Below are 20554 nucleotides of genomic sequence, written 5' to 3' on the forward strand. Positions count from 1 at the left end.
TATGAAACGGTCGTGTGTTTTCACTTTATTTTTCACCTCTGCGATATTCAGCTTTTGGCTGTATAATAAGAGCGACCGAAAAATAGAGCGAGCCCTTATGGCCAATGAATGGCAAACTCATATTTCAGGCGTGGTCAATGAACATCACTATCTGGACACTGAAATCGTCCCTTTGCGTCACTTGAAAATCACGGCAAACGTTCGCTACCTACCCAATGGTGAATACTTTCGAGAATCGTCAATGCAGTGGTCAACAGACTCGTCAAACGAGTCTTCACTGATAAAAATATCTGAATTTGGTACTTGGAAAGTGACCGATAATTATCTGCTAGTGTCTCCCCATGAGTTTAAAGATACGAGCGTTAACCCATCCGAGCCACTAACTACAGCGCAACTCGCTATTATTATGCGATTTCTGAAAATTGAAGCGCAGCAAAGTCGCCGAGTTGATATCGTAAACAACAAAACTCTTCTTTTGACCAATTTAAGTCAAGAATCTTCATTACTGTTTTCTCGCTAATTCATCCTAGCTAGCTATTAGCCATTAACTATTAACTATTAACTATTAACTATTAACTATTAACCATATTAATAAGGGTCGCTACCAAGTGACCCTTATTTACGATTGCAAGTAGCAATCTATATCAGAAACAGTCCACTATTTGACTAACTGACACTCACCAAATGTGCCTGGATTGTGGAAGTTAGGCTTAGGGGTATTCGGATCGATCCAAGTCATCCACGCCATATCTATCTCTCCATTCTCCATTTTGGAAAACTCCGCTCTCATCAGAGCGCACAGTAGCTGGGTTTGATCATCATTTTGCCAAAGCTTGAGTTCTGTAATCGTTTCTAGTGGGATTTTCATTTCTACATGATAACCATCAGGCGTGGTGTCACCATAAGTTTCAACATTGTTCCAATGCCAGACATCATCGCGACTGCCGATCTTTTTCGCTTCTTGGTCATATTGAGCGTGCATGCTGTAAAACTGGGTGGTGGCATCTACTTCCAAGGTATAGTAATTCGTTAACTGACGGTCTTGCGCTAAGAATATTTCCACACGATCAGAATCTAATGCGCCACGCTGTGGATCGCTTCCAATGACAACATTGCGGTCTTCTACGATATAGCGAATATAGATAGCATCTTCGTTCCAAAGTGCTTTAAATTGAGTTTTTGGTGGTGTAGTCGTTCTCCAAGGTAATGTAAAGCTCGTTAATGTATTGGCGCTCTCCCACAGTGTATTACTGTCTTTATCACCGAGTTGTGGCGTTATTTTTGTGTATTGGATTTGGTAAATATTTTCAATATCGTTAGTTTTTTCAGCAGCAATAAGTGAACCACTAAGGAGTAGTAACGCTGGTGCTAATTTCTTTATCATATTTATTTCCTTTACTAATAAAAAGGCCGATTTCAATCAAGTCAAAATCGGCCTTGTAAACGCTAACTATGTAATTACTCGCTCAATATTGCGACTTGAGAGGCCGCCAACATAAAGGCACCCGCGCCATAGTCAATATTGTGCTCAAACTTAACATCTCTTGGGTTAAATGCAGGCAGTTGAACCCATCCCATCATTCCATTCTCATGGATACATGGCTGTAGCGCTGCCCATGCTTTTTCTACCACTGGCATGTAGGTTTCACGGTCTAAAAGACCATTATTGATGCCCCATGCCAAACCGTAACAGAACAATGATGTAGCACTGCTCTCTGGTGCAGGGAAGCTTTCTGGGTCTAGCAAGCTTGTTCGCCAAAAACCATCTGCCTGCTGATACTTAATCACTTCAGCCGCAAGGTCTTTGTACATGGCCAAGTACTGCTCTCTGCCATGAAAGTCTTCTGGCATACGCTCCATTAAACGAGGTACTGACGCTAACACCCAACCAATACCACGGCTCCAAAATACCTTTTCGCCATTGCTTTCACGTAGCTCTCCACCTTTGCCGTCTGGGATATAGCGGTGATCTCGGTAAAATAAGCCAGTTTCAGGGTCTAATAGATGATTGACGCTATCCCAATAAGCAGTATGCATATAATTTAGGTAGCGCTCATCGCCCGTTTGCTGAGAGAGCGCAGCAAAAGAAGGCGGAGCCATAAACAATGCATCACACCACCACCAATCTTTGCGGCCAGGCGCTGGCTCATCGACCATAATATCGAGTGCTTTGATGGTTGGCTCTAGCGCTTCAATTTGATCAACGGTTGGGTAGACATCGATATACGCTTGGCAACAGATATGATCATCCGCAAAGCGAGCATTGGGGCCCGTTCTAAAGCCTGTATGAAGGGCGTAATCTAAAACACCTTCAAGATATTCATTGTCATCCGTTGCTTTCCAAGCCGCCGATGTACACGACCAAAACACACCACGCTCCCAATCGGTATCTTTAATAAAGCGCGTTTTACCACTACGACGAACAACACTACGTGTTTGATTGTTGGCTTGATAGCGATATACACGCTTCATCGTCGCCAAAATTTCTTCTTTTGTTCCTAAGCTCATCATTCAATCCTTACCTAAAGAAACAGTAATACCAACAAGTTGTATTTGCCCTTATTACTGTTCTTTAAAATTAATAATTCTATCTACGAGATGACTTTCAAATAACAGATTAAAAACAGATCAGCGTTATTTCCTCACGCTAGTCGTTATTTTTTGGCTATTTCAAGTCGCTCATTTTTACATGGTCCATATCATGGAATGTCTGGTTTTCACCGACCATTGACCATATGAACGTGTACGCCGCGGTACCGACACCGGAATGTATCGACCAGCTTGGGCTGATTACCGCCTGTTCATTGCGAACCACAATATGACGAGTCTCTTGTGGCTCGCCCATGTAATGGAACACCAAGTTATCCGCTTGAATGTTGAAATAGAGATACACTTCCATGCGACGCTCATGGGTATGGCATGGCATCGTATTCCAAAGGCTTCCTGGTGCGAGTTCTGTTAAGCCCATTGATAGCTGACAAGTCGGCAGTACGCTTGGGTGCAAATACTTATTGATGGTTCGCACGTTACAGTTCTCAGGAGAACCTAACGTTTCTACCGACGCATCTTCAACGCCAATTTTACGCGTTGGATACGTTTGATGGGCAGGTGCGCTGTTAATATAGAAACGCGCTGGAGACTCTGCTGATGTGCTACTAAACTGGACATCTTTTGCCCCTTTACCAACGTAAAGGGCTTGGCGAGTACCAATCTCATACTCGACGCCATCAACCGTGATGATCCCAGGATGACCAATGTTGATCACACCCAACTCACGACGCTCTAAAAAGAAATCAACGCCTAACTCTTTGCCACCTTGCAGCGCCAACGCACTCGCAGTAGGTACCGCGCCACCAACAATAATTCTGTCAATGTGGCTGTATGTCAGATTGATCGCATCTGGCTGGAACATGTCTTCAATCAAGAATTGCTCACGGATCCCCGCGGTATCCAGTTGCTTAGCATGATCACTGTGGATCGGTTGACGAATATTCATAATTATCCCTGAAATTTTATTTACTTACGGATTGGTATGCCCAATCACCATCAATCATTGTGTGATGTATATTTAGGTCGCTGTCGACCAAGGTGAACGAGGCGTTCTTACCAACAGCAATGCTGCCAAGCTGATTGTCTAGACCAAGGTATTTAGCCGGTACCGAGCTCGCCATCTGCACCGCTTCCCATTCAGGAACACCCGCGCTAAAGATCATGTTGCGAACTGCTTGGTCCATGCTACAAGTGCTGCCCGCTAAAGAGCCGCATTTTGTTCTGGCTTGGCCATCTTTTACTGAAACGGTTTGAGCGCCCAGTTGGTAATCACCATCTTCTAGACCACCTGCTCTCATACAATCTGTAATAAGGGCAATGCCTTGATATGTTTTCATGCGATAAGCGAGTTGCATCATGACAGGGTTGACGTGAACTCCATCGGCAATCAATTCCGCTAGCATGTCGTGGTAAAGAATAGCGCCAGCACAGCCCGGTTCACGGTGATGCAAACCACTCATGCCATTAAACAGATGAACACCACAATCGGCGCCTTTATGGAAAGCTTCTGTGACTTGGGCATAATCGGCAGCGGTATGGGCGACAGAAACTTGAATATTTCGCTGTTTTAACCATTCAATACAATCCATCGCACCCTCTGTTTCGGGAGCAATGGCCACACGCATTAGCGTGCCATCAGCAACAGAGACCAACTCATCCAATTCAGCAATGGTGGCCGATTTTAAAAACGCAGTTGGGTGAGAACCACGATTGGGTTCAGTGAAATAAGGTCCCTCTAGGAAACTACCTAGCAGACGAGCGCCATGTTTCTGGTCTTCAGTCAGGTAGTGCTTAACGTTACTCAATGCATCAAGAATATCTTGCCATGGCGCAGAGACCGTCGTTCCTACCCATGCAACAACACCCGTTTCAGGAAGTGCATTGGCTATCGTTTGTAAAGACTCGGTGGAGGCATCCATAACATCCGAACCACCGCGTCCGTGAATATGAATATCGATAAAGCCAGGCAATAAAGAGAGATTTGGGAAGGTATGCACAGGCATACCTTCTGGTTTCTGCTTAGTTATCGCTTCGACTTTGCCGCTATTTATCACAACATAACTGTCTGATTCAATACCAGCGCCAGTAAATGTTCGTGCACACTTCACAGCAAAAGTCATCACTTATAGTCCTTCCTCATCGCACAGCACTGGCTCTGCTTTCATAGACTCTTCAAGCACTTTACGCATGTCTTGAAGGCAGCTGATACCAATTTCTTGCAGCGTCTCAACTAGCTCGTTTAACGTTGTGTCTTCGCGCTCAAACGCAGCATTGGCAATCATCGGTAAGTTTACGCCAGCCAGCAATTCAACATTAGGCGTATCCATCATGATCGTCATTGCACGATTACACGGCGAACCACCTGGAATGTCTGTTAGAAACAACACACCACTACCCGTTTCCACTTTATCTCGTGCCGCTCTTAACTGAACTTCAAGGTCATCAGTAGACATTGTTTCAAGAAAATCGACGAACTCAACATGTTGCTGTTCACCAGCGATTGCACGCATTGCAGATTGCATACCCGTAGCAAAGTTTAGGTGACCGGAGATAACCAGACCTATCATAATAAAACCTCAAGAAAAGAGAGGGGCGAACGCCCCTCTATAACACTTACAAAATACCGAGAGCGTGACCGATTACACCACCGATCAAGGCTGAGAAGATAAGAACAGGTGGTTTAGCCCAGAAGCCTGTTCCTTTCACCATTTTGAACATTAAGAACACCAAACCAAGCGGTAATAAGTTTGGCATTATCTTGTCGAAGAGATCGGTTTGCAGATTAACCACTGCCCCTCCCAACTCCAAGGTGGCGGTGGTCTGTACCCGTATAAAGGTGGCGGACAAGGCCCCAATTACGAAGATACCCATAATGTTCGCCGCTTTAGCCAACTTCTCAGTAGCACCACTTAGGTTCACCATGGCAGCAGTACCCGCCTTGTAACCCATGAACATCAACCAGAAGTAAACAAAGAAGTGCACTGCTTGGTATAAGATGAAGAACACAAACGGACCAGCAATCGACCCTTCAAGTGCAATCGATGCACCTAAAGCAAGAGTCAGTGGCATTAGCGTCATGTGGTCAATCGCATCACCGATTCCGCCTGTAGGGCCCATACCCGCGACTTTAACCACGTTAACCGTAGACGGCTTTTCTTTGTTTTCTTCCATCGCTATCGCGGTACCGAGTAGGAACGTAAATAGTTTTGGGCTCGCGTTAAAGAACTGAAGGTGGTTCTTTAGTGCTTTAGCAAAGTCACGCTTGTTATTGCCGTGAATTTTTTTCAGTGCTGGGATAATTGAGTAAGCGAAACCACCGGCTTGCATACGCTCAAAGTTAAAGTTACCTTCCATGAAAAGTCCGCGAATTGAACAAATCCACAAATCTTTCTTGCTAATAACCTGTCTAACCGTTGTATCTTCATAACCATCAACGTCATCAATAAGGCTTACGTGTTGGTCATTTTCTTTGCCCGTTTTCACGTCCAAAGTGTCAAGTAGTGTGGTATCAGATGCCATCTTCAAATTCCTCAACCTGGTTGTTATTGTTAGAGTCGCCATTGCCGCTAAAGAAGTAGTACAGAGCCGCGATTGATGCACCGATTACCGCTACTGCCATAATTGGTAGTTCTAAATACGTTGTCATAACGAAACCGATAAAGAACACACCCGCCACTTCTTTTGACCACATGATTTTAAGAAGCATCGCAAAACCGATTGCCGGAACCATACGAGCACCGATACCAAGACCTTCAAGAATGACAGTTGGAGCATTCTCATCAATCCATTTCGCACCTTGCTCACCGAAGTAAACAGTGACAAATGCAACCACAGCGTAAAGTAAGGCACGTAACGTGATAGTGACAATCAACAACATATCTATGCCGCCACTATTCCCCCGCTCCGCAAATCGGTCTGCTTTACCCATCGTGAATGATGTCATCGCAAAGAAACCAATTACTAGCATTTGCATAAGAACCGCGATCGGCATACCGACACCCATCGCCACTTCTGCTGAGTGACCTGTCATCACTGCAAACGCAACTGCTGCAATCGTACCTAGCGTTACATCAGGCGGCTGAGCTCCTGCGTTTGGCACTAAGCCAAGCCATGCAAGTTCAAGAGTTGCACCAGCGATAAGGCCGATTTGCATATCTCCCATGATCAGGCCCACTACAGGGCCTGTAATTAGTGGTCGGTGGATGTTTAATGCGACATCGTATTTATCGATACCACAAAAAAACGCCCAAAGTGCGACCAGAAGTGCTTCCATTACCATCGTCTAAGTCCTCGGTTATGCCGTCGCTTTCGCTTGTTCCAAAACATCAATTGGTGTTTGGTCGGGTGTATTTTGAATCGTGCATGTCACGCCTTTCGCGGTTAAACGCTCAAACGCTGCAATGTCTTTAGCATCTACTGATACCGTTTTTGCAATTTGCTGTTTTCCTTCATGGAAATGCATGTTGCCCACGTTGCAGTGCGTGATTGGCACACCACCTTCAACAAGGCGAGCAACATCTTCAGGGGTATTACATAAAACGAAAATCTTTTGTTTTGGCGAGGCTTTGTGAATCACCTCAATGGTTTTTTGAATAGAGAAAAAACGCACGGCGTATTCGCCACCTGCTGATGCTTTCATGCCTGCTTGCATAAAGGCTGCGTTTGGCCCTTCAGCGGCGTCATCATTCGCCACTAGGATTAAGTTCGCTTCTGTGTGTTTACCCCAAGTGATACGAATTTGGCCATGTAGCAAACGTTCGTCGATACGGGTCCATACAATATTTGGTGAAGTCATAGTCATACCTTTATTAATTATTTAATTTATGGATATTCACACCTTGAACCACGCGGTTTACTTCACCGGTTGGGCAAGGGTTATCAGGGGTATTTCCAAGGCCCAATGCGCTATGGAATGCATAGATTTGGGCAAAAGTGATATAAGGGAATAAGAGTTGTACATCAGCAGCTGCAGACATGCCTGGGACAAGAGAGCAATTTTCATCGACAGAGATATCATCGGCTTGAGCCGTGATTGCAACTACCCGCTTGGCAATGTTGTCTCGACGTAATTCAGCAATTAAATCAAGATCATACTTGCGCGTGTAGGGGTCGTTAGAAACAAAAACAAAGATAATTGTTTTATCGTCAACGATAGATTTTGGTCCATGGCGGAAGCCCAACGGAGAGTCAAAACAAGACACAATCTTGCCCGCAGTGAGCTCTAGAAGCTTCAGCGAAGATTCCTGTGCCAAGCCTTGTAATCCCCCGCTACCAAGGTAAATTACTCGCTCAACATATTCGCCTGACATATTAGTCAATAATGGATTTATTTCGTTGATCCATGCCTCAGAATTCGCGCAAATATTTTCGATTTCTTGTTTATTGAAAGTATTTTCGGAAAAAGCGATACATAGTGAAAGCATCATCGAAGTGAAACTTGATGTCATGGCGAAAGATTGGTCATTACTTTCTTCAGGCATTGCCAATGCAAAGCGTCTTTCGTTATTTAAACTACTTTTATAAAGTTCGCCTTCAGTGTTACACGTTAAGAACAAGTGGTAACAGTTGCTCAAACACTGATCAGCCAATTCCACCGCAGCGACACTTTCCGGGCTGTTACCTGAACGAGCAAATGAAACTAGCAGTGTTGGGTAGTCCTCAGAAAAATACTCTGTCGGATTTGAAACAAGGTCAGTACTAGCAATCGCCTCAATGCGATGCTTGGTCACTTTCGTTAGCGCCGGAGCAACCGCACGACCAGCAAACGCTGACGTACCCGCACCTGTTAAAATGATTCTAAAGTTAGGTTGGTTAATGATCGGACTTAAAAAGTCAGTTAACGCAGGACGGCACTCACTCACGATATCGAACGTTTTACGCCAGCAGTCAGGTTGCTGCATCACTTCTTTTGCAGTCCAATAGCCTTTATTATTATTAAGTTCAGATTCGGTATAACCTAGATAACTGTTCATTGATTTTCCTTAGTTTTGAAGCTTACAAGCCTTCGCGTAAGAACGAAGTACTTGCTGGATTTTGTCGATAACAACGGCTTTTGGCGTGCCTTGCAGCTCACCCTTACGGATGGCATTAAATTGGTCAGGTAAATACTGACTGAGTAGCGGGAAAGGCAAGCCTGACTGAGTTAAGTTCTCAAACAGTTTGTTTTGCGCCACGCTAATGGCTTCATCTGGCCAGTAATAGCGAATACGGTCACTAAAGCTATAGCTTCTAGCGAAACGCTGCTGATGAGAGTCACCTTGGTAGTATTTTTTCCAGTTATCTGGCTTCAAACACATTTGTTGTTCAATTTGCTCTTTTAGATGAGAGCAATGTGCTTTCGTTACGATTTCTTCTTCGATATTGCAAAGGCTAAATAACGCTTCGCGCATGGCGAATGTTAATGCCGGACCAACTTTAAGGATGGCAAAGTGGTCACGAACTAAATCTTGATAAGCTTGCAGTGTTTGGTAATCGGTAGAGTGAGCCTCAAAGATCATGTGCTCATGTTGCTCTATCATGTTGCTAAGCTCTGTCGCCTTTTCTGGGCGGTAGTCAATGACTGACGTATGGTCAAACTCAACACCAGGCTGAACTACTAGCCCAACAACACGTGGCCAACAGTCAGTAATGCCTTCGTTTTCAAATGCAACGCGATGGCTATTGATGGTTTCCGTTGCGGCTTCCGCAGTCGTAACTTCAAGCTCTTCAAGCTCTTCAGCAGCCCCACCTGGAACTGGTACTTCAGTCCCAATAACGTAAACCACATCACTTTTGCCAAACTCTTGAGTCGCGGTCGTTTCAGCAATTTTGGCCAAACGAGCCGCACGCTTAGCGACGATTTCGTCGGTCAACGGTACTGGGTCATCGGCACATGACATGCTGCAATCTAAGTGAATTTTCTTGAATCCAGCCGCAACATACGCTGCGATCAATGCATCGGCTTTAACCATTGCCTCAGAGGCAGGCAGATCTTGCCAGCGATTTGGACCTAAATGGTCACCGCCTAGAATAAGATTAGATAGGGGGAACTGACAGTTTTCAGCTAATTCAAAAACAAAGTTTCGAAAATCTTCTGGAGTCATTCCAGTGTAGCCACCATACTGATCGACTTGATTTGACGTAGCTTCGATCAATAATACAGAGTTGTCATTTTTGGCTTGCAACAATGCAGCTTCGATGACAAGCGGGTGAGCAGAACAAACGGAATAGATGCCGTTGCATTCTCCCTGCTTATGACGTTGAATAATATTTAAAAGGGTGTTCATGTACTAACTCCACAATCAGGACTGAATGCCTGCTATGGAGTTAGTTTGATAGGGAGGAAATAACTATTTTTTCTCTACTAAGATAAGATTTACACCTAACTCGCGTAACCCCTGAACATACTCATGTGGGATATCGGTGTCAGTAATCAGTGTATGTATGTCACCAAATTCGCGAATCATATGACAACTACGCTTGCCAAACTTACTCGAATCAACGACTGCAATCACTTGTTCGGAAATTTCACACATCAGCCGATTTAAACTGGCTTCTTGTTCATTGTATGTGGAAATACCGGTTCGTAAATCAAATCCATCCACGCCCAAAAAGACTTTGTCAAAGCGATAATTCTTTAAACTGCTTTCTGCTTGTGAACCTGAAAAAGATAGCGCCTTCTTTCGAAGGACTCCACCCGTCATCAATACTTCTACACCCGAAGATGATGACAACTCCATCGCAACATCCAGACCATTGGTCATGACTACCACATCCTCAATATTTTTGAGGTTTGACGCGATCTCTCGCGTGGTAGTACCAGAATCTAGAATGACTGTGTCACCACTCTTAATGAGCTCTGCTGCTGCTGCACCTAGCAAGCCTTTTGTGCCTGCATTTTGATGGCGCTTTTCTTGAACAGTCAGCTCAGCTAAAACCCCAGAATTTGGAATAGCGGCGCCATGCGAACGCACAACATAACCATTCTTTTCCAAAAAGCTCAGGTCACTTCGAATAGTGACACTCGAGACACCAAATCGGGATGCTAAATCTTCTACACGCGCTTTACCGTCGCTGTTGATAACATCAACGATTTCCATCCGCCTTTCGATCGCACTTTTCACTCTTTAGTCTCCTACTGAAAACAAACCTTCGTTTGCTTTCGAAATTAATACTACACCCAAAAAACACCGTAACAACTCGAAAGGTGAAAACTTGAGATCTCTTTCACAATCTTTCGTATGATTCCGATTTTTTACTAAAAGAAAGTTATAACTATCGTCATAATAACAATCGTAATCATGTTATTCATTTACCTTGCAACCTTTGTTCTACTTAGGTTACTTGGTAAACGAAATAACGGTTGAATCACCTTTTAACGCACGCAATTGACGTTGCTTCTTGTCGTTATTAATAAAAGTGTAACTTTCGTTATCTTGCGATGGACATCAACGTAAACCTACTACGTTTTCGAATAGAATAAATCTTCCTTGCAGGATTACAAGCAAAAACTCAACATGTGAGAATAATATGTCAATATCACGAAGAAACATTCTTAAAGGCATTGCAATTACTGGCGCTGGAGGGTTAGCGACCTCACTTGCTGGTTGCTCCTCTTTCACTCCGAAAGCCCTTGCCGCCGATCAATCCGAAAATAAAGAAGGTGCATCGCAAAAAAAACCAAACCTACTTGTACTATTTCCAGACGAGCTTCGTACTCAATCGCTTGGCTTTATGAAACAAGACCGCTCTATTACGCCCAATATGGACAAGCTGGCTAAGCAAGGTGTGTTCTTTAGACAGGCGGTTTCAAACTTCCCGCTTTGTACTCCGTTTCGTGGCATGCTCATGACTGGGCAATATCCATATCGAAATGGTATTCAAGGAAACAGTCACACTGGTGTCCCTGGCAACTTTGGCGGACACGACTTTGGTATTGAACTAAAGAGAAATGACATTACTTGGTCTGACGTTCTAAAAGATCAAGGTTATAGCATGGGCTACATTGGCAAGTGGCATTTAGATGCACCGGAAGCGCCATTTGTTCCTGGCTATAACAACCCAATGGGTGGACGCTACTGGAATGACTGGACAGCACCCGATCGCCGTCATGGTTTTGACTTCTGGTACAGCTATGGTACGTATGATCTGCATATGAATCCGATGTATTGGACCAATGACACGCCAAGAGATAAGCCTCTACTTATTGATCAGTGGAGCGCAGAGCACGAAGCGGATATTGCTATCAACTACCTTCGTAATACTGACGGTAAGTATCGCGACAATGACAAGCCATTTACGCTTGTGGTTTCAATGAACCCTCCTCACTCGCCTTATGATCAGGTTCCTCAAAAATATCTCGACAAATTCGACGGTGAAACGTCTGAATCGCTCAATACTCGTAAGAATGTTGTCTGGGATAAAGACTATGATGAAGGCTATGGTCCTAAGTACTTCAAAGAGTACCTTGCTATGGTTTATGGTGTGGACGAGCAAATCGGTCGCATTGTTGATGAACTCGACAGATTACAGCTCACAGAGGATACGCTGGTAGTGTTCTTCTCAGATCATGGTTGCTGCCTTGGTTCAAACGGTCATCCAACTAAAAATGTCCATTACGAAGAAGCCATGCGCATCCCAATGGTCTTCAGATGGCCTGGGACTCTGAATCCAAACCAAGATGATATTTTGTTCTCTGCTCCGGATATTTACCCAACACTCATGGGACTGTTAGGACTAGCAGAACATATCCCTGGTACTGTAGAAGGCAGTAACTTTGCCAACACGGTAAAAGGGATTGCAGGAGATGAAAGACCAACGTCCCAGCTCTATACCTTTATGCCTTATGGTGGGCAGTCGTATGGTCGCCGAGGCGTGAGAACGGATGACTATACTTTGGTAGTCGACCGGAAAGTAGGCAAGCCGCTTAGCTACGTTTTGCATGATATGGCCAATGACCCATATCAAATGAAAAACGTGGCCGATCAACAACCACAAATCGTCGAAAAGCTCATTAAAGAAGAGCTGCTACCATGGCTTGAGCGCACAGGTGATCCATGGAGACCAACCGAAGTGCCTGAGCACGTGCTTAACGCCTACACTTAGTAAGCATTCGCGTGCTATTGTTAAAGCCTCAGTTTATTACTGAGGCTTTTTATTTGATATCGTTACATGATGTGGACACATTGCGTAACGTTTTGATGGCTATGTATCGCTATTTATTATAATAAAAAACGACAACGTTTCCGTTGCCGTTTTTGTTACCCTATTTTCCGAAAGCGATCGGAAGGCATATCAATCTTGTAATGGCCAATGATCAAAATAGATGTGCTGCGCTTGCCAATCCACTTTTTCCTGATTGTCCGCTAGCAACATTTTCGCGACAGTAAACGCAAATTCAAAACTCACGCCAAGCCCTTTACCTGAAATAAAGTTGCCATCAATCACAACTTTCTTATCAACAAAGTTACCGTCTTCAAATTTCTTCTCCAAACCGCCACCCGTTGTGTAGGAGCGACCTTGGAGTAATCCATTGGCTGCCAGCACTTTAGCGCCTGAAGAACACAAGGCACAAATCAATTTGCCCTGTTCAATATGCTTATTCAAAAACGCCAGTACGTTAGCGTTCACGGTAAGGTTATCCGTTCCTTTTGGACCACCGGGCATCATAACCGCATCATAACTTTCGTTTAGTTTATTCGTTAACAAATCATCCGCAGAGATACGAGTTTCGAAATAGCTATTCAGTGTGGTTGTTTCCATGCAAGATAACACATCAACACTGATATCAAGACGGCGCATAATATCAATAAATACGACCGCCTCTGCTTCTTCAAAGCCATCGGCAAGTAATACTGCTACTGTTTTAACTGGGTTAGTGGCTTGAACCTTAGTCATGATTGTCACTCCAACCTCTTCAGCGAGATTCTGATTGTTTTATTTGGGAAAAATAAAAGCGGCATTGAAAATCAATCCCGCTTAGAGTCTGTGATGGATGCACTATTGTTAATAAAGCGAAAGCGTTAATACGGCAGTAGCGTTAATAAAGCATGGCGTTAACAAAACAATCGCGTTAATGCAGCGCTAACCGAAAATTACAACTTACCTTCGCTTCCGCAGACACGAATTTTCTGTTGAACAATTTCCTTCATCGCTTGCTTACCAGGGATGATGTAGTGTCTTGGATCGTTCGCGGTTGGGTTTTCTGCAAAGTACCCTTTCACTGCATCAGAGAACGCAATCTTAAGCTCTGTCGCAACGTTTACCTTGTTAATGCCGAGCTCGATGCAACGACGTACATCTTCATCAGGCACGCCCGATGCGCCATGTAAAACTAATGGAAGATCGGTCTTGTTGCGAATCTCGCCAAGACGGTCAAAGTCTAGGTTAGGGTCTTCTTTGTACATTCCATGAGCAGTACCGATAGCGATAGCAAGTGAATCAATACCAGTACGGTTAATAAATTCAACCGCTGCGTCAGGGTCGGTAAACAGCGCATTTTTTGCATCAACGATCAAGTCATCTTCTTGACCGCTTAAGCGACCCAACTCAGCTTCAACAGAGCAATCCCAGCCGTGGCAGAATTGTACAACTTGACGTACTAAATCGATGTTCTGCTCAAAATCAAAGTGTGAACCATCAATCATTGCCGACTTAATACCCGCTTCCACTTTCGTTTTGATATCTGAAAATGATTCGTGATGATCTAAGTGCAGCGCTATCGGCATTTTATGTTTCACCGCAGCTTGTCGACAGATAGACACTAGATAGTCAGTGCCCGCATAAGAGAACGTGCCTGGTGTGCCCGCTAGAATAACTGGAGAACCCATTTCAGACGCGGTTTCAACAATAACCTGAACGGTTTCCAAGTTGTGAATATTAAACGCAGGGACAGCATAGCCACCCAGTTGCGCTTTCAATAACATTTCTCGCGAAGAGACTAAAAACATAAATTACCCCAAAAGAATCCTTCGTTAGCTTTCAATTAGCATACTACCCGAAAACAAAAGCAAATTAGAGGATCAAGATCACACAAATACTTTCGAATTAAAGAAAAGTGAAACTAAAAGAAACCATTCATTTTTGAAGAGTAAGTAGTGACACCTTGACGTAATAGATTGTTCTTGGGTCTTTGCGCGCGCCCAGTCAGCTTTTCTTGAGTACTAGCAAGCCATGACTGGCTTTTGAGTGCACGGGTGAACGGCGACTGTTCCTGGGTATAGTCATGCTGGAAGGTCACTACGACTTCTTGAGTTTTCTGACAACCTGATACCATGGCTTCAATACTTTCGATCTGAAAACAAAAATCAGCAAGTTCAATTTCTAATTTTCCTTCGTAGGCAGACCACAGCCCGGTCTTCTCCCCATTGTAAAAAGCGATAATCAAAGCTCGCAGCGACCACAGGCTGCTCGCAGGACCGCTGTAGTTATCAACCAAACGAACATCATCACCATAAAGCCCTTGAGTCGGTAAGCCTGACTTAAGCGCCCCGTTACTGATAAAGGTATTCAAACAAGAGGAGAACACTCGCTTTGCTTGCCTAACCGACACTTTTGAATCGGCGTACTCAAGAACGGATAACAGTGGCGCAGGTGCCGAAAGTCGGTAACACGCGCTGCGCCCAAAAAATGGAAATCCGTGCGGAGAAAAGAAATAACGATAGTTATTGGTAAACTCAACGGCAGAGCGGCGTATAAACGTCGCATCAAACGTGGGATCAATTTGATCTATCCAGTAGAGAGAGTAGTGAAACCCCCAAGCATTGTAATAATCGTAATTACCATTGGCACCATCTCTAAACCAACCATCACCAACATAGAACTCTTTCACGCGACGGTACCGTTCTCGCTGGACTCGGTCTTGCCCAGTCAAACTTTTCATGACCACTTGTACGGTAAGCGGAAACAAGTGCCAATTGTTATCCACGGTTTTACAGTCATTCACTTGCAAAAACCAATCAGCAATCTGTTGTTGTTGCGACGCTTTCAACGTTTTCCAAACCCAGCGTCGACACAGCCATAGCGTTAACGCAAGATCGGCACTTTCACACACCTTTTGGTCGTAATCAGTGAGGGTGCCCCAATAGCCAGCATGCTTGGGGTTGGTGCCCGCTAAAAATGCTTTCTTAATGATCTCAACAACGTTAAAACTCTCACCGTTGAGTCCGGTTAAATACGGCGACTGAGTAGAAGATTGATTCAGCCAAGCCGCCAACAGAGGAAGCAATCGAGAACAGCCTTCTAGTGCATCAGTTCGAGCATTTTGTTGGCTAGGTCTTCCTGGATAATAGGCATGGCTGTGATCCCAAACCGAATAATGGACAAACGCCTCGGCAAAATATTTAAGCAACGCTTCGCACTGCTTTTTCAGATCATTTTCTCCCCCAGAAAAGGCCGCCTGAATCGCTTCATCATTCCGATTCAATGCCGTTCGTTTTTTACATTGACGAATGACATGCTCTCGCAGCGTAGCAAGGTGCATTTTAAAGTCGGGATGTTCGTATGCGATAACAGGGCGTGGGGTAGAAGCAATGAATTTTGACATGACGCAACCTACTAGTATTCCAAGGGGTGAAGGTGAAAAGCCGTTATCCGAGATATCACACTCTCACGAAACTCGGCTCTAAATGAAATTAAAGGCACAACAAAAAAGTCAGCCTCATCGCAATGAGACTGACTTTTCAGGTTATTTTGCTGACTCAGTTAGCACTTCGTAGCGATCTTGCCCCCAATTGACAGGTGCAGGCTTCTCTTTGATCCACTCATAAAACGCCGCCTTAAGCTCCGCGACTTTTTCCGGGTGTTTATCGGCAAGGTTTTTCGACTCTGCTGGATCTTGTGCATAATGATAAAGTTCGTATTCAGCCTTACCATCATCATAATAATGCAGCGACCACTCTTGGTCTTTTATCGCCCACTCACCTTTCGACAGTCTTTCAATATGCTTACTTGGAACAAACTCGTTCTCGTTATAAGTAATCCACTGCCAGTAATGGCTCCAAAATTCCGCATTAGTCGCGTCATAGTGATGCGCTCTTGGGCCCGCCCAATATAAATACTCATGAGGCTTTTGATCTTCACCTTTTAGCAACGGCAAGATATTTTGTCCGTTAATATCTAAGCTCTTAGGAACATCAATATTTGCGGCTCCCATCGCCGTTGGTATGATATCCATCGCCGAAATCATCGTGTCATTAACTTGGCCTTTTGGAATCACGCCATTCCAATGCACCACAAATGGGACATGTACACCGCCACGATAGCGCTGGCCCTTAAAGGCTCGGTCCATTCCATTCATTGGCATTGGAGATTCAAACACCGCACCATTGTCTGAAAGGAAGAAAATTAACGTATTGTCAAATTCACCCAACTCTTTGAGCTTATCGATAATTTGACCAATGCCTTCATCCGCTGCGTTAACGTGAGCATAATAATTGTCCACTTCAACATTACCGGTATCGAATCGGTCCATATACTTTGCAGGAGCGTGTTGCTCCAACGGGATATGCGGCACACTTAATGCCAAGTTAACGAAGAATGGCTTGTCTTTCGCTTGGCTTTCGATGAACTGAATCGTTTTATCCGTTAAGTTTTTCGTTAAGTAACCTGGAGCGGGTACATTGACGCCATTTTCAAATACGGATGGTGAGTTGTATAACGCAGCCCCTGAAGCATAAAAGCTATAGGAATAATCAAAGCCGCGCTCTTCAGGCCCAAAGCCTGGTTCTGCGATAGAGATTTCATTTTCATGATAATCACGGCTACGCAGTTCTTCAGCGATCTTTTCTTTACGAACCTTAGCGTTATGCCACTTACCAATGTTGGCTGTCGCGTAACCATTGTCATTCATTACTTCAGGTAGAAGCGTAATATCTTTTGGAATACCTAATGATGCATCATCGTTACTATAGGTACCAAAGCTATGGGGATTTCGCCCCGTCATCATCGCAGCGCGAGAAGGGCCACACACAGGCGTCGCCACGTAAGCATTCGTCATACGAACACCATCATTGGCTAACTGTGTAACATTGGGCATCGAGCGTTTGGCAGCGTCATATAACTTCTCGAAATCACCGTCATACCTCATAGGAACGGGCCGTTTCTTCAGCGTATTTTTATCTACCGTATCAAGCATAAAGTCCATTTGTGCTATACCGAGATCATCCATCACAATGACCAGTACATTAGGTTGCTCTGTTTGATCATTCGCGGTGGATGTAAATGGCACAGTCGCGCATGCTGCCGCCACAATGCCCGCTACAGCCGTCTTCTTAAACGAGGACAGTTTCATTGTTATCTCCTGTTAATATGAATACTGTGAATCTATCGATAGCCAGCCAACATAGGCATGACGTTTGCTGCAATCCCGCCCCGCTGAATTTCCTGCACCATTAAGTGCATAACTGGCGCGGTATGATTGAAAATTTGAGCATATGACTCGCATAAATAGTTCTGTTTATGCTTTTCGCCTTCTTTAGAAATAATGCGATGTTTTGGACACCCGCCGTAGCACAGTGCTTGAAATTGGCACTGCTGGCACTGTGTGGTTAGACGAGAAAACTTAGCCGCACCGAAGCGTTTTTGCTGCTTGCTTGTGGCTAGTTTTGCAATATCGGTATCTTCGATATTGCCTAATTTGTTGGCAGGATAGACATAGTGGTCACAAGAATAGAGATCGCCGTTAGATTCAATCACTAGCGCCTGACCACACTCTTTCGACTGAACGCAAATAGAAGCAGGATAGCCCATCCAAGTCGCTAACATGCTGTCAAACATGCGAATGAAAATAGTGCCTACATCTTCCTTAACCCACTCATTAAACACTTCCGTCATAAACTGACCATAACCATGAGAAGGCACAGAAAATGAGGTTAATTTGGCGTCAGCGCTAGGAGAATAATGACCTGTGGTACTTTGCTGGCAAGAAGCATCAACTTCAACAATAGGAATAAACTGCAAGTGAACAGAACCCAACGCCTTAAGCGCATGGTAAGTTTCTTTTCCTTTGTCCCAGTTTTGATCGTTGATAACCGTTAGCGTATTAAACTCGACCTTATATTCTTTCAATAGCTCAATGGCTTTGCGCACACGCTCAAAGGTTGGACGTCCGTTAACGGAAATTCGATATTTATCATGAACGTCAGCCACACCGTCAACCGATACGCCAATAAGAAAGTTATTGTCTGCAAAAAACTGCGCCCACTGACGATTAATAGCCACCGCATTGGTTTGAAAACTGTTGGTGATAACTTTGCCGCCACTATAGCGTTTTTGGTACTCCACCACTTTCTTATAAAAATCGATGCCAGCCAATGTCGGCTCGCCGCCTTGCCATGCAAAGTCGATTTCTTCGCCATCTTGAGAGGCGATATAGTCGCGTACATATTTCTTCAACAGCCTATCAGACATATTGTGGGCACTGGTTTCATTGCTTGATTCGGTACTCTCCCCACTCGACATCATGTCTTCTTTCTCGAGGTAGAAGCAATAATCACACTTTAGGTTGCATCGATAGCTTGCTGGCTTAGCCATCATATGAAATCGAGTAGATCGAGCATTTGCCTTAGCCATGAGTGATGCCTCTTTTATTTGTCATTCAAATCTTGTCGTTAATATAACAAAACGAAAGTATATGAAAACCACATTTTCAAGCGAAAGTGACGGCTGTCACAGCAAGCTTCACTTTACATGAAGACGATTTATTCTAACAAAGCTATATAAACAACTAATAAACAAAGCCATAACGAGAAACCAAAGTAACAACCACCAGCTTAATTTAATCTGGCGTTATTTTAGTCACACTTTTAAATGACACCTCTTGATTACACCCCTTCGATTGCTTACGATGCGTAATATATTGAAAGTTTTCAACTGACTTCGAGAAAAGATAATGACAACCTATAGAAACATGATGCTCACTGCTGGCTTAATCGCCGCAACGCTAACCCCAATTAGCGTTTTCGCAATCTCCGATCCCATTACATTCATAGAGGAAAATACCACACTCATACACCAAGATAATTTCCAGCAAGGACTCGATAAATGGGTCATTGAAAAAACCGCTGCGTCACACGTTTCAATCATCGATAACAAGCTGGATATTGATGATGGTGCTGGCGTAACGGTTTGGTTTAAAAACGAAATATCCGCACCGTCTGTGATTGAATTTGACGGCGCTGTAGTCGTTCAAGGCGGACCTAATGATAGAGGGACCGATTTAAACTTTTTCTGGATGGCTAACGCGCCAGAAGGAGAAGGTTTCTTCGAACGTTCGCAATGGCGAGAAGGCGATATGCGTAAGTATGACCCCTTCAAGCTTTACTACATTGGCTATGGCGCTAACGACAATTCAACGACTCGTTTTAGACACTATCCAGGTGATGGCACGAGACCACTTTTACCAGAGTACGACGTTAGCGAAAAAGCATTTATGAACACGCCGAACGTGATGACCAATATCAAGATCATCAGTCTAGAAGATAAGACTATCGTCTTCGCTAATGACAAAAAACTCTATGAAATCAGTGATGTTGAACGAATTCCTAGCGGTATGTTTGGGTTCAGAACTTGGAAAAGCCACCTAGAGATCGAGCAATTTAAAGTTTACCAAATCAATAACAAACTGAAATAATAGGATGAATTATGTCTCTTTCCCGACGTAAGTTTATAAAAGGAGTCGCTGGCGCAGCCGTCACAACTGGTGTAGCGACGACCTTTTCTGCATCGGCAAACACGCCAGCAGAGCAAATAGCAGAAAAAATGAAAGGCCAAACGGTCAACGGTAAACCGGTGAATATCCTCATCATTACCGCCGACCAGTTGGCTAAAAAAGGCATTGCTGCCTATGGTAATACGGTTGCAAACACCCCAGCAATCGACTCGATAATAAATAAAGGTACGCGGTTCAATTCAGCCTTTACCGCTTACCCACTATGTGGCCCTTCGCGTGCCTCGTTTTGGACTGGTCGCCTTCCACACCAAAATGGTGTGCACGGCAACAATAGCCCTGATATTCCAACCACAATGC

General features: G+C 44.2%; 20 protein-coding genes. 4 read left to right on the plus strand and 16 right to left on the minus strand.

From position 1 onward, the window contains the following. Position 1: 1 nt before the first annotated feature. A complete protein-coding gene (locus L4D05_RS10970; RefSeq protein ID WP_428793977.1) occupies positions 2–520 on the plus strand; it encodes a regulatory protein ToxS in 519 nt (172 codons plus the stop codon). A gap of 138 nt (positions 521–658) precedes the next feature. Here L4D05_RS10970 and L4D05_RS10975 read toward each other — a convergent pair whose 3' ends face one another. From L4D05_RS10975 to agaR, 11 genes are all read right to left on the minus strand, one after another. Then, positions 659–1384: a carbohydrate-binding family 9-like protein gene (locus tag L4D05_RS10975; protein WP_428793978.1), complete on the minus strand. Its 726-nt coding sequence runs from the start codon at positions 1382–1384 to the stop codon at positions 659–661. 74 nt (positions 1385–1458) lie between these two features. Beyond that, positions 1459–2508, minus strand: coding sequence for a glycoside hydrolase family 88/105 protein (locus tag L4D05_RS10980; protein WP_428794009.1), 1050 nt, complete (start codon positions 2506–2508; stop codon positions 1459–1461). A gap of 157 nt (positions 2509–2665) precedes the next feature. Then, a complete protein-coding gene (kduI, locus tag L4D05_RS10985; RefSeq protein ID WP_428793979.1) occupies positions 2666–3496 on the minus strand; it encodes a 5-dehydro-4-deoxy-D-glucuronate isomerase in 831 nt (276 codons plus the stop codon). Positions 3497–3512: 16 nt separating this feature from the next. Beyond that, on the minus strand, positions 3513–4670 hold the full coding sequence (nagA, locus tag L4D05_RS10990) for an N-acetylglucosamine-6-phosphate deacetylase (protein ID WP_428794010.1): 1158 nt from the start codon (positions 4668–4670) through the stop codon (positions 3513–3515). A 3-nt stretch (positions 4671–4673) separates the two neighbouring features. After that, positions 4674–5117 carry a PTS galactosamine/N-acetylgalactosamine transporter subunit IIA gene (agaF, locus tag L4D05_RS10995; protein ID WP_428751968.1) on the minus strand — a complete coding sequence of 148 codons (444 nt, stop codon included), beginning with the start codon at positions 5115–5117 and terminating at the stop codon, positions 4674–4676. 46 nt (positions 5118–5163) lie between these two features. After that, positions 5164–6069, minus strand: coding sequence for a PTS system mannose/fructose/sorbose family transporter subunit IID (locus tag L4D05_RS11000; RefSeq protein ID WP_428751969.1), 906 nt, complete (start codon positions 6067–6069; stop codon positions 5164–5166). Further along, positions 6059–6829, minus strand: coding sequence for a PTS N-acetylgalactosamine transporter subunit IIC (gene agaW, locus L4D05_RS11005; RefSeq protein WP_428751970.1), 771 nt, complete (start codon positions 6827–6829; stop codon positions 6059–6061). Before agaW ends, L4D05_RS11000 begins: the two co-directional genes overlap by 11 nt. A 15-nt stretch (positions 6830–6844) precedes the next feature. Then, complete coding sequence (gene agaV / locus L4D05_RS11010; RefSeq protein ID WP_428793980.1) at positions 6845–7345, minus strand: PTS N-acetylgalactosamine transporter subunit IIB; 501 nt, start codon at positions 7343–7345, stop codon at positions 6845–6847. A 13-nt stretch (positions 7346–7358) separates the two neighbouring features. Continuing rightward, positions 7359–8522, minus strand: a complete 1164-nt coding sequence (locus L4D05_RS11015; protein WP_428793981.1) for an SIS domain-containing protein — start codon at positions 8520–8522, stop codon at positions 7359–7361. Between the two features lie 9 nt (positions 8523–8531). Further along, positions 8532–9815: a tagatose-bisphosphate aldolase subunit KbaZ gene (gene kbaZ, locus L4D05_RS11020; protein ID WP_428793982.1), complete on the minus strand. Its 1284-nt coding sequence runs from the start codon at positions 9813–9815 to the stop codon at positions 8532–8534. 63 nt (positions 9816–9878) lie between these two features. Then, the gene (agaR, locus tag L4D05_RS11025; protein WP_428751974.1) at positions 9879–10652 is read right to left on the minus strand and encodes a transcriptional repressor AgaR; all 774 of its coding nucleotides are present in this window, start codon (positions 10650–10652) and stop codon (positions 9879–9881) included. A 406-nt stretch (positions 10653–11058) separates the two neighbouring features. Here agaR and L4D05_RS11030 point away from each other — a divergent pair, with 406 nt between their 5' ends. After that, the gene (locus L4D05_RS11030; protein WP_428793983.1) at positions 11059–12633 is read left to right on the plus strand and encodes a sulfatase-like hydrolase/transferase; all 1575 of its coding nucleotides are present in this window, start codon (positions 11059–11061) and stop codon (positions 12631–12633) included. 189 nt (positions 12634–12822) lie between these two features. Here the strand turns inward: L4D05_RS11030 and L4D05_RS11035 are convergent, their stop codons facing one another. The 5 genes from L4D05_RS11035 to L4D05_RS11055 form a co-directional block, all read right to left on the minus strand. Continuing rightward, positions 12823–13425 (minus strand): DJ-1/PfpI family protein, encoded by a 603-nt coding sequence (locus tag L4D05_RS11035; protein ID WP_428793984.1) that lies wholly within the window; start codon positions 13423–13425, stop codon positions 12823–12825. Positions 13426–13622: 197 nt separating this feature from the next. Next, the gene (locus L4D05_RS11040; RefSeq protein WP_428793985.1) at positions 13623–14477 is read right to left on the minus strand and encodes a tagatose bisphosphate family class II aldolase; all 855 of its coding nucleotides are present in this window, start codon (positions 14475–14477) and stop codon (positions 13623–13625) included. A 113-nt stretch (positions 14478–14590) separates the two neighbouring features. Further along, on the minus strand, positions 14591–16072 hold the full coding sequence (locus tag L4D05_RS11045; protein ID WP_428751978.1) for a DUF2264 domain-containing protein: 1482 nt from the start codon (positions 16070–16072) through the stop codon (positions 14591–14593). A gap of 141 nt (positions 16073–16213) precedes the next feature. Next, positions 16214–17818: a sulfatase family protein gene (locus L4D05_RS11050; RefSeq protein ID WP_428751979.1), complete on the minus strand. Its 1605-nt coding sequence runs from the start codon at positions 17816–17818 to the stop codon at positions 16214–16216. Between the two features lie 32 nt (positions 17819–17850). After that, a complete protein-coding gene (locus tag L4D05_RS11055; RefSeq protein WP_428751980.1) occupies positions 17851–19098 on the minus strand; it encodes an anaerobic sulfatase maturase in 1248 nt (415 codons plus the stop codon). 319 nt (positions 19099–19417) lie between these two features. Here L4D05_RS11055 and L4D05_RS11060 point away from each other — a divergent pair, with 319 nt between their 5' ends. Next, positions 19418–20158: a DUF6250 domain-containing protein gene (locus L4D05_RS11060; protein WP_428793986.1), complete on the plus strand. Its 741-nt coding sequence runs from the start codon at positions 19418–19420 to the stop codon at positions 20156–20158. Between the two features lie 11 nt (positions 20159–20169). Continuing rightward, on the plus strand, positions 20170–20554 hold a 385-nt coding region (locus L4D05_RS11065), incomplete at its 3' end, for a sulfatase-like hydrolase/transferase (protein ID WP_428793987.1).

This window comes from Vibrio nomapromontoriensis (assembly GCF_050337205.1).
Taxonomy (GTDB): Bacteria; Pseudomonadota; Gammaproteobacteria; order Enterobacterales; family Vibrionaceae; genus Vibrio; species Vibrio nomapromontoriensis.